This window comes from Amycolatopsis coloradensis, from assembly GCF_037997115.1.
In the GTDB taxonomy this organism is placed as follows: domain Bacteria; phylum Actinomycetota; class Actinomycetes; order Mycobacteriales; family Pseudonocardiaceae; genus Amycolatopsis; species Amycolatopsis coloradensis_A.
In genome coordinates this window covers 3,567,174-3,581,770 of sequence record NZ_CP150484.1, presented here as the reverse complement: position 1 = coordinate 3,581,770, position 14,597 = coordinate 3,567,174, and the positions used below count along the sequence as shown (strand labels likewise).

Here is a 14,597-nt window from a genome sequence, read left to right as displayed (position 1 = left end):
TTTTTTGACCACGAAAGGGGTACACCCGCGCAGGTCAAGTATACCGGATCGATACAGGTGAGAGGTTCGCCTCCCCGCCGCGTGCCTAGCTGACGAGTTCGCGTAGCTTCGAAACCTGCGCCACGCGCGCCTCCCGGCCGGGCAGCATCGGGTTGACCACCAACGTGGTCGCACCGGCCTCACGAAAGGCGGCGAGGCGCTCCTTGACGTAGCCCTCGGGCCCGATCAGCGAGATCGCCCTGATCAGTTCCTTCGGCACCGCCGCGGCGGCCTCGTCCTTCTTGCCGTCCAGGTAGAGGTCCTGGATGAGCTTCGCTTCCGCCTCGTAGCCGTACCGCTGAGCGAGACTGTTGTAGAAGTTCTTGCCGCGCGCGCCCATGCCGCCGATGTAGAGCGCCAGCATGCCGCGCAGGTGGTCCAGCAATCCTTCGACGTCGTCACCGATCGCCAGCGCGGTGCCGACGAAGGTGTCCAGCTCGCCCAGCGACGGGTCACGCTTCGCCTTGCCCTCGGCCAGCGACGCGCCCCAGACCTCGGCGGCCTTCTCGGGGTGGAAGAAGATCGGCTCCCAGCCCTCGGCGAGTTCGGCGGTGAGCGCGACGTTCTTCGGACCGATCGAGGCCAGCAGGATCGGGATCCGCTCGCGCACCGGGTGGTTGATCAGCTTCAGCGGCTTGCCGAGGCCCGTGCCCTGCTCGGGTGGCAGCGGGATCGAGTAGTGCGTGCCGGAGTGCACCACCTTCTCCCGCCGCCACACCTGACGGCAGATGTCGATGATCTCGCGGGTCCTGCCGAGCGGCGCGTCGTACTTCACGCCGTGGAAACCCTCGATGACCTGCGGACCCGACGCGCCGATGCCGAGCGTGAACCGGCCGTCGGAGACGAAGTCCAGCCCGGCGGCGGTCATCGCGGTCAGCGTCGGCGTCCGCGTGTAGATCTGGAAGATGCCCGAGGCGATCTGGACGCGTTCGGTCTTCGCCGCGACGTAGCCGAGCTGGCTGACCGCGTCGAACGAGTAGGCCTCGGGGACGAAGACGATGTCCAGCCCGGCCTTCTCCAGCTCGACGATGTCCGCCACGCTGTCGGCGAAACCACCGGCGTAGCTGATCGCGGTCCCGATCCTCATCGGCATCTCCCTAGTAGGTTACTGAGCGCTCGCTTAGCGACAGTATGCGCCGGGACGCCGCCTTTCGCCTGTGTCCCGGCTCACTGCGCGGCCACCCAGGCCTTCACCACGTCGTCCAGCACCCGTAGCGGGAGGATCCCGTTGCTCAGCACGACCTCGTGGAAGCCCTTGATGTCGAACCGGTCGCCGAGCGCGGCCTCGGCCTCGGCACGGATCCGCTCGATCTCGAGCCGCCCCACCATGTACGACAGCGCCTGCCCGGGAACGGCGGCGTAGCGGTCGATCTCGGCCTCGATCTCCACCCTGGCCATGGGCGTGTTCTCGGCCAGGTAGTCGACGGCCTGCTGACGGCTCCAGCCGAGCGCGTGCATCCCGGTGTCGACGACGAGCCGCCCGGCGCGCATCGAATCCTGGGTGAGCATGCCGAACCTGGTCAGGTCGCTGGAGTACAGGCCCATCTCGTCGGCGAGGCGCTCCGAGTAGAGCCCCCAGCCCTCGACGTAGGCGTTGACGTCCGCGTGCCCGCGCAACATCGGCAGGCCCTTGAGCTTGTGCGCGATGCAGATCTGGAAGTGGTGCCCCGGAACGGCTTCGTGGAAGGCGATCGCCTCGCTCGTGTGCTTCGGGCGCTGCTCGGCCTCGTGGGTGTTCGCGTAGTAGGTGCCCGGCCGCGAGCCGTCGAGCGACGCCTCGATGTAGTACGCCAGCGTGCCGCCGGGCGCCTCGGCCGGCGGGACCGGCTCGACCTGGCACCGCTCCTCGGGCACGGTCGAGAACCACTGCGGGGCGACGGCTTCGGCGCGGGTGATGGCGTCACGCGCGGCGTCGAGCAGTTCTTCACCGTCCCGCCAGCGTAGGGCAGGGTCGATGCGCAGCCGCTCGAAGATCGCGTCGAGATCCTTGGTGCCGAAGATCTTCTCGCCCAGCTCGCGATACTGGTCGGCCAGTTTCGCGATCATGTCGAGGCCGGTGTCGTGCAGCTCCCGCGCGCTGCGCTCGGTGGATGTATGCGCCCGGATCAGCGCGGCGTACTTCTCCTGCCCGCCAGGGAGCGCGCAGAGACCCGGCTCGGTTTCGGGCTTCGCCACGGGACGCAGCTCGTCGGCGAGGAAGTCGCGGTACCGCGTGTAAGCGGGCCGGACGACCTCGGCCAGCAGCCGGTCCCGTTCGGTTTCGTAGCCCTCCACGGAAACGGACGCGGTGAGCGCCAGCGGATCCCCCGCCTCGTCACCGAGGTAACGCTCCACGTAGGCGATCCCGCCTTCGACGAGGAAGCCGGGCGGGACCAGCCCGTCGGCCGCCGCCGCGCGCTGGCGCACGATCAGGGCGTCGAGATAGGCGCCCATGCCTTCCAGCCGCTTCAGGTAGCCGCGGACCTTTTCCTCGTCGTTCAGCGACAGCACCGAGAGTTCGTTGAGCATGAACAGCGCGGGCGAGGCCAGCCCATCGCTGACCGAGAACTCCGCGGCCCGCGAATCGAGGACGTCGACCATCGCCTTCGCCTGCTGGATCACGACCTCGCGGGTGACCACCTCGGCGGGGGAAAGCCCTTCGATGTCGAGGGCTTCGGCGCGCTCGGCGATGGCGACCGCCGTCGCGCGCTGCGCGGCCGCGGCCTCCGCGCTCGGATCGGGCAGCGCGCCTTCGTCGCCGGGGAGCCCGAGCAGCGAGCGCCACAGCGGAAGCTCCTCGAACTTGAGCTCCATCAGCTCGTCGGCGAGACCGTTCGGGGTGTCGCCGTGGCCGGCGACCCAGTCGCGGACCACGCCGTCCAGCACCGAGAGCGGCAGCGCACCGCCGCCGAGCACGACGTCGTGGAAGGCCTTGATGTCGAACCGGCTGCCCAGTGTCAGCTCGGCCTCGGCACGGATGCGCTGGATCTCCAGCCGTCCCACCATGTACGACAGCGCCTGGCCGGGGAAGGCGATGTACCGGTCCACTTCGGACTCGATCTCCACCGGCGCCATCGGCGTGTTCTCGGTGAGGAAGTCGATCGCCTGGCGGCGGCTCCAGCCCAGCGCGTGCAGCCCGGTGTCGACGACCAGCCGTCCGGCGCGCATCGAATCCATGGTCAGCATGCCGAGCTTCGCGACGTCGTCGGAGTACAGGCCCATCTCGTCGGCGAGGCGCTCGGTGTACAGGCCCCAGCCCTCGGCGTACGCGGTGAAGTCGCCGATGCGGCGCAGCAGCGGGAGCTCGGTGAGCCCCTGCGCGAGGCTCAGCTGGAAGTGGTGGCCAGGAATGGCCTCGTGGAACGCCGTCGCCTCCGCCGCGTGCCGGAACCGCTCCTCCGCCTTGTGGGTGTTGGCGAAGTAGATGCCGGGCCGGGAGCCGTCGACCGCGGGCCACATGTAGTACGCGGCGGGCGCGCCGGGCGCGGATTCGGCGGGAACCGGCTCGACCGTCCACGGCTGCGGCGGGATCCGGCCGAACCAGTTCGGCGCCTCGGCCTCGGCCCTGGTGATGGCCGCGCGGGCGGAGTCGAGCATCTCGTCGGCACCGGACCAGCGCAGGGCCTGGTCGGTGCGGAGCTTGGTGAAGATCTCCTGGAGGTCGCTGGTGCCGAAGACCCGCGAGCCGTACTCGCGGTATTCGGCGGCGAGGCCCGCGATCACGTCGAGGCCGGTCTGGTGCAGCTCACGCGGGGTGCGGTCGGTCGTCGTGTGCATCTCGGCGAGCAGGGCGTAGATGCGCTCGCCGTCGGGCAGCCAGCAGACGCCGGGCTTGTCTTCGGGACGGCCGTGCGGCGCGATCTCCTTCGCGAGCACCTCGCGGTACTCCGCGATCGCGGGCCGGACGACGTCACGCAGCAGGGCGGCGCGGCGGGTCTCGAAGTCGTCGTCGGGCGAGGGCTGGCGCAGCAGCGGATCGGCCGAGGGCTCGGCGAGGTGCCGGTCGAGGTACGCGACGGCGGCGTCGACGAGGTACGCGACCGGGACCAGCCCGCGGGCGACGCCGTCACGGTGCCGCTGCGCGGCCTGCCGCAGGTACTCCGGGATCGCGGCGATCCGCCCGAGGTGCGCCTCGGCCTGCGCGCCCGTCCCGACCGACATCATCGGCAGCACGGTGAGCACCTCGGCGGCGGGCGAGATGAACAGGTCACTGACGGTGAACTCGACGAACCGGGAGTCCAGCAGCGCGATCCTCGCCCGCGCCATCGCGATCAGGACGTCACGGGTGGTCTTCTCCTCCGCGCTCAAACCGTCGGTGGCGAGTGCCTCGGCCCGCTCGGCCAACCCGGCCAGCCGCGCGCGGAAGGCGTCCCCCGCGGCCTCGCTGAGATCGCTGAGCCCGGTCGATTCCGGACGGAAGCCCTGCAAAGCGGGCATGACCGGCTCGGCGTCGAAGAGGGCTTCGACGAACTCGTCGGCGAGGGCGGAGACTTCGCTCATGTTTTCTTTCCCCGGAGGTCGATGGAGGCGGTATCCCCGACCCTAATGGAGACCGCGTACTACCGAAGCCGGGTTTTGCCGCACTCGGACGGCCTCTCCCCGCGGCGCCGGGAGCGAGACGGTAGCGTTCCCGGACGTGGCCGTGACCGATCCCGTGGACATCCGCCTGCTCGCCGCCCTCGCGGACCTGGGCAAGGCGGCCGTACACGAACTCGCGGCCAAGGTCGGGATGGACCCGCGCGAGGTCGCGTACCGCCTGGTCGCCCTCTCCGGCAGCGGGTTGCCGCTGCTCGTCGGCGTGGAGAGCGACCCGAACGGGCTACGGGCCGCCATCGCGAGCGCGCCGCCTTCCTGGGCTCAGCAGCCCCAGCAACCTCCGCAGCCCCAGCGTCCGCCGGGGCATTCGGGACCGCACAACGTCCAGGGCACCCCCTCCGGGCCGTACAACGTCCAGGGGACGCCGTCGGGCGCGTACAACGTGCACGGCACGCCGTCGGGCCGCTACCCCGGCCCGCCGTCGGCCCCGGTACGCCAGCCGATGGCGCCGCCTCCGCGACCGCCCGCCCCGCCGCAGCAGCAGTTCGCGCCGCCCCCGATGGCGCCCGCCGACCCGGTGATGAGCACCTGGGGCGTCCCGCAGACCGCGTCCTGGGCACGCGGCGACGAACAGCAGGTCACGCCGCAGCCCGCCCCGGAGGGCAAGAAGGGCCGGACCGGTGACGTGATGGAGACCCAGGGCCTGGAGGGCGAGCAGCTCACCGTCCAGCTTCTCGAGGTCCAGGACCCGGCGGACTACCTGTTCAGCGCCGCGGGCTACTCGCTGGAAGCCGGGGAACGGTCGGTCGTGGTGCACACCGAGATCACCAACCGCGGGAACATCCCGTTCGTGTCGCTCCCGGACAACTACCTCGAACTGCTCACCGCGGACGGCAAGCCGATCGCGAAGGCGCCGGTCTCGCTGACGTCGCGGCCGCCGCACAAGATCGGCGTCCGGCCCGGGGAGACCCTGGGCGGGCACACCGTCTACGTGCTGCCGGACTCGACGCGCGTGGTCGCCGTGCGCTGGTCACCGCGGCCCGAGCCGGACGAGCGCACGCTGACCTGGTCGATCGACGACTGACGCGCGCGGTGGCTCGCAGTGCCTTCACGGCGCTGGCGAGCGTCGGTAGCGAAGGCCTCCTTCCCTACCTTGAGGGTAGGGAAGGAGGCCTTCACGGACCGCCGATCGCCTCAACCGTCACAGAAACCCCATACGTCACGACGGGGTGCGCGTGAAGGCCCCCTTCACATGGCTCAGCCGAGGGAACTCGCCCCTCCTGACATCCAGGCGAGACTCGCGCCTAGTTCTCGTCCTGCAGGATCCGCAGCGCGTTGGCCAGGTCGTCCGGGTACTCCGACTCGAACTCGACCCAGCGCCCGTCGGCCGGGTGGGCGAAGCCGAGCGTCTTCGCGTGCAGCCACTGCCGGGAGAGCCCGAGCTTGCGCGCCAGTACCGGGTCGGCACCGTAGGTCAGGTCGCCGACGCACGGGTGTTTCAGCGCCGAGAAGTGCACGCGGATCTGGTGCGTGCGCCCGGTCTCCAGTTTGATCTGGGCCAGCGACGCGGCGCGGAAGGCCTCGACGACCTCGTAGTGCGTGACGCTGGGCCGCCCGCCCTGGACGACGGCGAACTTGTAGTCGTGCCGGGGGTGCCGGTCGATCGGCGCGTCGATGGTGCCGCGTGTCGGGTCCGGGTGGCCCTGCACGATGGCGTGGTAGCCCTTGTCGACGGTGCGTTCCTTGAACGCCCGCTTCAGCACGGTGTACGCGTGCTCGCTCTTCGCCACGACCATGACGCCGGTGGTGCCGGCGTCCAGCCGGTGCACGACGCCCTGGCGTTCGGCGGCGCCCGAGGTCGCGATGCGCAGCCCGGCGGCGGCGAGCCCGCCGACGACGGTCGGCCCGGCCCAGCCGGGGCTCGGGTGCACTGCGACGCCGACCGGCTTCGAGATCACCACGATGTCGTCGTCGTCGTGCAGGATCTTCATGCCTTCGACGGGTTCCGCGACGACCTCGACGGCCGAGGCCGGATCGGGCAGCGTCACTTCGAGCAGTCCGCCGGCGGTCAGCCGGTCCGATTTCCCGGCGGGCCTGCCGTCGAGGAGGATCTCACCGGATTCGGCCAGCTCCGCCACGACCGTGCGGGAAAGCCCCAGTAGTTTCGCCAGCCCCGCGTCGACGCGCATGCCGTCGAGCCCGTCGGGAACGGGCAACATCCGCGCGCTCATTCGCTCGCCGCCTTCTTTTTGTCCTTTGTAGACGTTCCGTCGTAGTCCTTGCCCAGCAGGGAGAGGATCACGATGAGCACGCCGCCGACACAGATCGCGGAGTCGGCGACGTTGAAGATCGCCCAGCCCTGTCCGTTCGGCGCGAACGCGGAGATCATGTCGACCACATGCCCCTGCAGCGGGCCGGGCGCGCGGAAGATCCGGTCGGTCAGGTTGCCGAGCGCGCCGGCCAGCACCAGCCCGAGGCCGATCGCCCAGCCGACCGAGCGCAGCCGCCGGGACAGCCAGACGATGGCGATCACGACGGCGATCGCGACCAGCGCGAGCACCCAGGTCAGCCCGGTCGCCATCGAGAAGGCGGCACCGGGGTTGCGCACCAGCTGGAAGTACACGAGCCCGCCGAGGAACTCGACCGGCTGCTTGCCCTCCAGCGTGGACACGGCGATCTGCTTGGTGAGGAGGTCGATCCCCCACAGCACCGCGGCGACGGCGAACACCACGGCGACGCGCTTCTTGGGCAGCGGTGGCGACGGTGGCGCCGTTTCGGGCTCAGTACTCACCGCCCCATTGTCCACTGAGCGTGTTCAGGACTCCTCGGCGGCCGTCTTCGGCCTGCTCAGCAGGGCCGCGAACGCCCCGGCGAGCACGACCAGCGACGAAAGCACCAGCGCGAGCTGTCCCTGCGCGAGCACGACCGCGCAGAGCACGAACGCCGCGGCCACGACCAGTACCAGCACGCTGCGCTCCAGCCAGGCGAGCCCGACCAGGCCCAGCGTCAGCAGGATCGCGCTCCGGGTGTCACCGTCGAGATCGAATTCCCAGTAGCCGACCAGATCCGCCAGCACGATGGCGACCAGTCCGCCGAGCGCGATCGCGGCGACCTTCCACCAGCGCATGGTCTTCGTCCGGATGACGTAGAACAGCACCGTGCCGAGGTAGACCGCGAGAACGGCGAACAGCCAGTCGTCGTTCCGGCCGGCGATGTCGAACGACATGTCCAGCGCGGCCGCGTTCTCGCGGCTCATCTCGACCCCGCGCAAGGATCCGAAAACCCCACCATCACCGACACCGTAAAGATTCTGGGTCAGGAACTGCTGTTCACCGGCGGGCGCGTAGGCGAACCAGCCCCCGGACCACATCCCGCCGAAGGCCACCACGATCAGCTGAGCGAAACCCAGCAACGCCAGCGGAAACCAGTAACGCGGTCGTTCGTTCCCCATGCCGGGTGAGGGTAGTGGGTCAGGCGCAGAACGGGGGAAGTTCGCGCGGATCGTTCTCCGGCACCCAGCGGCCCTCCGGCTTCTCGTACTGCCAGCGCGCGCCGCGGGCGACGATCTGGCGCAGCGCCAGGACGATCCGGTCCACGTGCTCGGTGGTGCTGCCGAGGCCGAGGCTGACCCGCACGGCCTGCTGCCCCGTCGAACCGGCCGCGGCGATCAGCCGCTTCGTCGCCACGTGCGCGCAGAACGCGCCGTCCCGCACGCCGATGCCGTACTCCGCGGACAGCACCGCGGCGAGCCAGCCCGGGTCGAAGCCGTCGACGACGAAGCTGAGCGTGCCGACCCGGTCGACCGGCGCGTCGAACAGCCGCAGTTCGGCGAAACCGGGGATGGCGGCGAGGCCTCGACGCAGCCGCGCCAGCAGTTCCTCCTCGTGGGCGACGATCCCGTCCCAGTTCGCGGCCAGGGTCTCGCAGGCGACACCGAGCGCGTAGACGCCGACGGTGTTGGGCGAACCGGCTTCGTGCCGCTCGGCGCCGGAATTCCAGACCACGCCGAGGTTTCCGGAGTCACGGGTGACGAGCTTCGTCGCGCCGCCACCGGCGAGGTACGGATGAGCCGCGCGCAGCCAGTCGGCGCGGCCGATCAGCGCGCCGGCACCGAAAGGCGCGTACAGCTTGTGCCCCGACAGCGCGACGTAGTCGACGTCGAGATCGCGGATCGAGATCTTGCGGTGCGGCGCGAGCTGCGCCGCGTCGAGCGCGATCCGGGCGCCGTGCCGCCGCGCGACGGTCGCGATCTCCTTGACCGGCAACAGTTCCCCGGTCACGTTGGACGCTCCGGTGAGCACCACCAGGCGCGGGCCCTGCGGGCAGTCCGCGAGCGCTTCGTCCACGGCGGACACCGCGGCGAGGCGGGTCCGAGGGGTTTCGATCCGGCGGACGTTCGGTCCCTTCCACGGCAGCAGCGCGGCGTGGTGCTCGGTGTCGAACACGATGACCGACGTGTGCTTCGGCAGGCTGCGCGCGAGAAGGTTGAAGGAATCGGTGGTGTTGCGGGTGAACACGACGGTGTCGGTCGACCGCGCGTCGACGAAGCCGCGCAGGATTCCGCGCGTGCGTTCGTAAAGCTTGGTCGAGACCTGCGAGGCGAACCCGGCGCCGCGGTGCACGCTGGCGTACCAGGGCAGGAATTCGTCGACCGCGGCACGCACCTTGTCCAGACAGGGGGCGCTCGCCGCGTGATCGAGATTGGCGTAGCCGATGTCGCCGCCGGTGACCAGCGGGACCCGCAGATCGGCGCACGCGACCGTCGGGATTTGGTGCGTGGCAACGGTTTCAGCGACTTCAGCGGGAGCGCTGGTGCGTTCGAGAGCGAGAGTCATCGTCATCCTCCGGGTCAGGGGACCCGACGAGGATCCCGCGCTTGCCCGTCGCACCACGCGACGAGCCAGGTCCTCACCCGGGGCACCCCACCGCGGTAGGAGGGTTGCCGGTCAGCTAGCCGGGGCTTGACGCTGACACTCGTGACCTACGAACGAAGTTAGCGGACGGGCGGGCGATCGGGCCAGCCCTCGTCCGCATCTTGAGACGCCGCTCACGTGCTCCGCAAGCGGGAAGTACCGTTGCCCGGCGCCGCGCCGCGCCGGGCAACGGCAGGTCAGACCCGGAATCGTCCGGGCAGCGGGATGGTCGCGCGGGAGGAGACCTCGGTCGCGGTGCCCGAGTACTGATCGGTGCCCGCGGCGAACTGCCAGCCGCCGAAGGTCTTGCCGTCGACGGCTTCGCCGTAGGCCTCGGCGACCTTGGTCGAGACCTCGTCGTAGGACAGGCCGTTCCAGTTGCCCGCGCCGACCCCGAAGTCGCGCGAATCGCCGCTCTGCGCCGCAGCCGTGGGCAGGGTCCACAGGGTGAAGTGCACGTGGGCGCCGGTGCTGCTGCCACCACAGGGCAGCGCGTTGCCGGTCCGGCCGAGGGCGTCGCCGGGGGCGACCTTCTGGCCGTCGGTGACCGAAATGCCCTCCAGGTGGTAGTACCCGGTCCGCCAGCCGCCGTCGTGGTCGACGGTCACCCAGTCGCCGCCGGAGCAGTGCTGGATCCGGACCGTGCCCGCCAGCGGGGCGCGAACGGTCCTGTCCCCGGGGCTGAAGTCGATGGCGTTCTTCACTCCGGACCTCCCGTTGTCCGAGTGGATCCCCGCGGAATAGACCCGCTGACCGCCCTCGAACGGCAACCCGAACGCCGGGAACGCGTCCTTGGCCGTCGCCGGCGTCGAAAGGACCACCCCGATCAGAACGGCTGCAGTACCCAGACCGGCGAACCGGACAGGAAGCTTCGTCACTTTGCGTACTCCTTAACCGCGACACTCACCCATTCGATGGAGTCAATTGCGGGGAAGGTATTCCAAAAGGAGGGCAAAGGGGAGGGCCAGCGCACAGATTTCGGTGATCAATCGCCGAACAGCTGGTGCCGATCCGTGACCTACTGGCCGGATTCGCCCTTCCACCTGGCGAGGCGGCCTGCGCGGTCGACGGCCCGCAGGCGTCGTTCGGCCGCGTCACGGGCTTCAGCGGTGGTCACGACGAGTAACTGGTCGCGTTCCTGGAGCCTGGTGTTCTTGTTCGGTGTGAAGCCGGAGCCGTCTCGGACGAGGAGGCTGATCGTCGCCCCCACCGGCAGCCGCAGTTCGGCCAGGTACACGCCGTGCATCTTCGATCCCGCGTGGATCCGGACCTGCAGGAGTTCCGCGCCCATCTCGTCGAGCGGCGCGGAGTCGACGTCGATCTCGTGCGCCTCGGCGTGCTGGGCCAGCCCGAGGATTCTCGCGAGCGGGGTCAGCGTCGCCCCTTGGAGCAGCGTCAGCACGATGACCAGCACGAACACCGCGTCGACCAGCTGCTGCGCGCCCGGCACCCCGGACGACAGCGGGATCAGCGCGAGCACGATCGGGACCGCCCCGCGCAGCCCGGCCCAGGACAGGAACACCTGTTCTCGCCAGGGGATCTTGAACGGCAGCGCCGACAGCAGCACCGACAGCGGGCGGGCGAGCAGCAGCACGACCGCACCCGCGACCAGGCCCTGGACCAGGCTTTCGAAGATCCTGCTCGGCGAGGCGAACAGGCCGAGCAGCACGAACAGGCCGATCTGCGCGAGCCAGCCGAGCCCTTCGGCGAAGGACAGCGTGTCCGACCGGTGCGGCAGCTTCGAGTTCCCCAGCACCAGGGCCGCCACGTAGGTGGCGAGCAGGCCCGACGCGTGCGCGAGCTGCCCGCTCGAGTACGCCACGACGCACACCGCGACCGTGGCCAGCGGGTACAGACCGGTGGCGGGAAGCGCCGCCCGGCGCAGCGCGAACGCCCCGCCCCAGCCGAAGGCCAGGCCGATCACCAGTCCGGCGGCGAGTTCGTAGACCACCAGCAGCGGCAGCGACCAGTCGATGGTCGTCCCCTCGGCGAGCACGACGACGGCGATGTAGGCCGGGGCGTCGTTGATCCCCGACTCGATCTCCAGCGCGCCGACGAGCCGCTTGCCGATCCCGGCGGATCTCAGCACCGAGAAGACCGCGGCGGCGTCGGTCGAGGCCAGTACCGCGCCCCACAGCAACGCCATCCGCCAGTCCAGGCCCAGTAACCAGTGCAGGGCGGCGCCGGTGACCGCGATGCTCACCGCCACGGCCACTGTGGACAGTGCGATTCCGATGCCCAGCGAGGGTTTCACGGCCGACCACCGGGTGGTGAGGCCACCTTCGGACAGGATCATCACCAGCGCGGCGAGGCCGAGCGACTGGGTCAGCTCGGGGTTGTCGTACTGGATGCCGAACCCGGCTTCGCCGAGCAGGACCCCCATGCCCAGGTACAACAGCAGCGAAGGAAGGCCGACCCGGATCGACACCCGGACGGCGATCACGGCGACGAGCAGCACGGCCCCGCCGGTGCCGAGAATGAGCGGGAGTTGCTCCATGTCGCCTCCCGTTCCGGTCGCCGTGAGGGCTCCAGAATAGTGAGGCGGTGCTCGTCACTCGTCCGTGTACCGGCCGAGAACCGTCCGGACAGCCTGTGTTACAGACTGTCCATTACGGACTGCGCAGGGCCACCAGGTCGACGCCGAGTTCCGCGAACGGTTCTTCCGCCGCGGGCAGGACTTTCACCGCGCGGTTGCCCTCACGGGACAACCAGCCGGCGCTCACTCCGTGAGACAGTAACGCCGCGGGTACCCGGCCCGCCAAATGATCACGGCGGACTGTCCAATCCAGACAGTCGCGCAGCATCGGGCGGCGGCCGCCGTCGATCTCCACCCCGAGCGCGCCGAGTACCTCCCGGCCGCGATCGGTCAGCGTCAGGCCGCCTGCGTCGTCGATCAGCCCGGCGGCGAGCATCCCGTCCCGCAACGCGACCCCGACCGTTCCGGCGAGGTGGTCGTAGCAGGTCCTGGCGAACTCGAGCCGCTTCACCCGCACGGACGACCGCAGCCCCTTCACCGGCCGGTGTTCGGCGTGCTGCGCCAGATGTTCGATCAGCTCGGCCACGCGGGGGTCGGCTATCCGGACGTAACTGTGCCTCCCCTGCTTGACCCGCACGACGAAGCCTGCCTCGGTCAGCTTCGTCACGTGCTCGCTCGCCGTCGACGCGGCCACCTCGGCCGCGCCCGCCAGCTCGGTCACCGTCCAGGCACGCCCGTCGAGCAGCGCGAGACACATCGACGCGCGGCTCGGATCGGCGAGCACGGCCGCGACCTCGGCCAGGGCGATCGTCTCCATGCGTCCACCGTAGAAGACCCACGGTTCGGCGACCGCCGAAGCGTCAGCCCGCCAGGAACTTCGCCGCCAGCTGCACCGCGGGTTTGGAGTCGTTGGAACCTTCGAGCATGACGGCGAAAGCGACGTCCCCGCGATAGCCGACGAACCAGCCGTTGGCGTCCGCGCCCGACCCGAACTGCGCCGTCCCCGTCTTGCCGAAGACCGCTCCGCTGCCCTTCAGCGCCTTCGCGGTCCCAGTCGTGCAGACCTCACGCATCATCGCGCGGACCTGGTTCAGCACCCCGGCAGGCGGGGCCTGGTAGCCGACGTTGACCTTGGTCTCCAGGCCCTGCCACAGCTTCGGCACCACCGGCTTCCCGGTTGCGACCGTCGCGGCCATGAGCGCCGCGCCCAGCGGGCTGACCTGCACCCTGCCCTGCCCGATCCCGGCCTCGACCTGCTCGTCACCGCTGCCCGACGGATCCACCTTGCCCGCCTCCGTCGCCAGTCCGGGGATCTCGAAGTCGGCGTTGAGACCGAGCTGGCTCGCGGCCTTCGCGAGGCCGTCCGCGGGCAGTTGCCCGGCGAGCCGCCCGAAGGTCGTGTTGCACGACGCGGCGAACGCCGTCTTCAGCGGGACGGTCCCCAGGTCGAACCCGTTGTCGTTCTTGAGCGTGCGGGTCCCGATCTGCTCACTGCCCGGGCAGGCCAACGGGGAGTCGGCGGTGACCCCGCCCTGCTGCAACGCCGCGGTCGCCGTGGCGATCTTGAAAGCCGAACCCGGCGAGTACAGGCCGTTGAGCGCATCCGGCCGGTTCCCGGCCGCGCCGTTCTGCGCGACCGCCAGGAGTTCGCCCGAAGTCTTCATCGCGACGATGATCGCCGGCCCTCCGAAGCCGTCGACGGCTTTCTGGGCGGCTGCCTGAGAAGCCACGCTCAAGGTCGAGGTCAGCGGTTCGCCGGTCTCGGCGGTCTGCCCGAAGAGCGTTTCGACCGGCTTCCCGGAGGCGTCGACGCGCGACACGGTGACGGTGGCCGGGGTTCCGCTGCCGCCGTTCTGCTCGGAGGCGACCTTGGCCAAGGCCCCCTGCAGGATCGGCGCGACGCCCGCCGCGTCGCCGCCGACGAGGGCCTTGCCGTCGCGGTCGGCCACGACCGGTTTGGCCGAAACCGGGGCGACGGCGAGCCGCTGCCCGGCTTCGAGCTTCGGGTGGATCACCGACATCGCCCAGCGGACGACCCATTTCCCGGCGTTGCGCACCAGGTCCAGCTTGCCTTCGTATTTCCAGACGCTGCCGCCGGCGAACGTCCACGCGGCGTGGAAGGTGGCCGACGTCGAGGGCGCGTCACCCGGCGTCGTCGGGACCTCGCCGAGTGATGTCTTGACGGACGCCCCGTTGAGCGTGTTGCGCGTCCCGGTCAGCGCGGTCGTGGCCTCCGCCGGATCGTCGACCGGGGCGGTGGTCAGGTCACCCATGTCGAACAGCCGCAGAAACCGGCCGGCGACCTGCGCGGGGCTGTCCTGCGCGTTCGCGGTGGACTCCCCCGGCCCGACGGCGGCCGCGGGCGCCCGGTCCTCCTTGACGAGCAGCACCACCCCGGCCACCACGATGGCGACGACCGCCAGCGCGGCGCCGATCAGGATGCCTCTTTTCCGGGCAGGACTCATGGATTCGCTCTCCCCCATACGGCGCGTACCCTCGCGCGCCCCCGGGCGCCAGCCTGCCGATTTCCCCCGCGCAAGGCTCGTTTCCGGCGGGAAAGCGACGGTTCCGAATCCGTTTCGTGATCCCGGTGATCGGGACCTCGCGACTGCAATGAAAGGCCCCTTCATTGCAAATTTTGCAATGAAGGGGCC

General features: G+C 70.3%; 11 protein-coding genes and 1 riboswitch. Of the genes, 1 reads left to right on the top strand and 10 read right to left on the bottom strand.

Annotated features, from left to right (window positions below):
• Positions 1 to 85 precede the first annotated feature (85 nt).
• Together LCL61_RS17100 and LCL61_RS17095 are read right to left on the bottom strand one after the other, a co-directional pair.
• Positions 86 to 1,126 carry an LLM class F420-dependent oxidoreductase gene (locus LCL61_RS17100; RefSeq protein WP_340687725.1) on the bottom strand — a complete coding sequence of 347 codons (1,041 nt, stop codon included), beginning with the start codon at positions 1,124 to 1,126 and terminating at the stop codon, positions 86 to 88.
• A gap of 80 nt (positions 1,127 to 1,206) precedes the next feature.
• A complete protein-coding gene (locus LCL61_RS17095; RefSeq protein ID WP_340687724.1) occupies positions 1,207 to 4,518 on the bottom strand; it encodes a DUF885 domain-containing protein in 3,312 nt (1,103 codons plus the stop codon).
• 136 nt (positions 4,519 to 4,654) lie between these two features.
• Between LCL61_RS17095 and LCL61_RS17090 the strand changes: the two genes are divergently transcribed.
• Positions 4,655 to 5,638 carry an AsnC family protein gene (locus LCL61_RS17090; RefSeq protein WP_340687723.1) on the top strand — a complete coding sequence of 328 codons (984 nt, stop codon included), beginning with the start codon at positions 4,655 to 4,657 and terminating at the stop codon, positions 5,636 to 5,638.
• A gap of 220 nt (positions 5,639 to 5,858) precedes the next feature.
• Here LCL61_RS17090 and LCL61_RS17085 read toward each other — a convergent pair whose 3' ends face one another.
• The 8 genes from LCL61_RS17085 to LCL61_RS17050 form a co-directional block, all read right to left on the bottom strand.
• A complete protein-coding gene (locus tag LCL61_RS17085; protein WP_340687722.1) occupies positions 5,859 to 6,785 on the bottom strand; it encodes an RluA family pseudouridine synthase in 927 nt (308 codons plus the stop codon).
• Positions 6,782 to 7,345 (bottom strand): signal peptidase II, encoded by a 564-nt coding sequence (gene lspA / locus LCL61_RS17080; RefSeq protein ID WP_034319164.1) that lies wholly within the window; start codon positions 7,343 to 7,345, stop codon positions 6,782 to 6,784. Before lspA ends, LCL61_RS17085 begins: the two co-directional genes overlap by 4 nt.
• Positions 7,346 to 7,369: 24 nt before the next feature.
• Complete coding sequence (locus LCL61_RS17075) at positions 7,370 to 8,005, bottom strand: hypothetical protein (RefSeq protein ID WP_340687721.1); 636 nt, start codon at positions 8,003 to 8,005, stop codon at positions 7,370 to 7,372.
• A gap of 19 nt (positions 8,006 to 8,024) precedes the next feature.
• The gene (locus tag LCL61_RS17070) at positions 8,025 to 9,389 is read right to left on the bottom strand and encodes an aminotransferase class V-fold PLP-dependent enzyme (RefSeq protein WP_340687720.1); all 1,365 of its coding nucleotides are present in this window, start codon (positions 9,387 to 9,389) and stop codon (positions 8,025 to 8,027) included.
• 32 nt (positions 9,390 to 9,421) lie between these two features.
• Positions 9,422 to 9,536, bottom strand: a riboswitch (SAM riboswitch).
• Between the two features lie 128 nt (positions 9,537 to 9,664).
• Positions 9,665 to 10,345 (bottom strand): M23 family metallopeptidase, encoded by a 681-nt coding sequence (locus LCL61_RS17065; RefSeq protein WP_340687719.1) that lies wholly within the window; start codon positions 10,343 to 10,345, stop codon positions 9,665 to 9,667.
• A 140-nt stretch (positions 10,346 to 10,485) separates the two neighbouring features.
• On the bottom strand, positions 10,486 to 11,964 hold the full coding sequence (locus tag LCL61_RS17060; protein WP_340687718.1) for a potassium/proton antiporter: 1,479 nt from the start codon (positions 11,962 to 11,964) through the stop codon (positions 10,486 to 10,488).
• A 112-nt stretch (positions 11,965 to 12,076) separates the two neighbouring features.
• The gene (locus LCL61_RS17055; RefSeq protein WP_340687717.1) at positions 12,077 to 12,760 is read right to left on the bottom strand and encodes a winged helix-turn-helix domain-containing protein; all 684 of its coding nucleotides are present in this window, start codon (positions 12,758 to 12,760) and stop codon (positions 12,077 to 12,079) included.
• Between the two features lie 43 nt (positions 12,761 to 12,803).
• The gene (locus LCL61_RS17050; RefSeq protein ID WP_340687716.1) at positions 12,804 to 14,408 is read right to left on the bottom strand and encodes a penicillin-binding transpeptidase domain-containing protein; all 1,605 of its coding nucleotides are present in this window, start codon (positions 14,406 to 14,408) and stop codon (positions 12,804 to 12,806) included.
• Between the last annotated feature and the right edge of the window lie 189 nt (positions 14,409 to 14,597).

What these genes read in the sequence shown, in the direction of transcription:
- LCL61_RS17060 (WP_340687718.1), bottom strand. Translation starts at nt 11,964, where the DNA reads ATGGAGCAACTCCCGCTCATTCTCGGCACCGGCGGGGCCGTGCTGCTC.
- LCL61_RS17050 (WP_340687716.1), bottom strand. Translation starts at nt 14,408, where the DNA reads ATGAGTCCTGCCCGGAAAAGAGGCATCCTGATCGGCGCCGCGCTGGCG.
- LCL61_RS17075 (WP_340687721.1), bottom strand. Translation starts at nt 8,005, where the DNA reads ATGGGGAACGAACGACCGCGTTACTGGTTTCCGCTGGCGTTGCTGGGT.
- LCL61_RS17070 (WP_340687720.1), bottom strand. Translation starts at nt 9,389, where the DNA reads ATGACTCTCGCTCTCGAACGCACCAGCGCTCCCGCTGAAGTCGCTGAA.
- LCL61_RS17085 (WP_340687722.1), bottom strand. Translation starts at nt 6,785, where the DNA reads ATGAGCGCGCGGATGTTGCCCGTTCCCGACGGGCTCGACGGCATGCGC.
- LCL61_RS17100 (WP_340687725.1), bottom strand. Translation starts at nt 1,126, where the DNA reads ATGAGGATCGGGACCGCGATCAGCTACGCCGGTGGTTTCGCCGACAGC.
- LCL61_RS17055 (WP_340687717.1), bottom strand. Translation starts at nt 12,760, where the DNA reads ATGGAGACGATCGCCCTGGCCGAGGTCGCGGCCGTGCTCGCCGATCCG.
- LCL61_RS17095 (WP_340687724.1), bottom strand. Translation starts at nt 4,518, where the DNA reads ATGAGCGAAGTCTCCGCCCTCGCCGACGAGTTCGTCGAAGCCCTCTTC.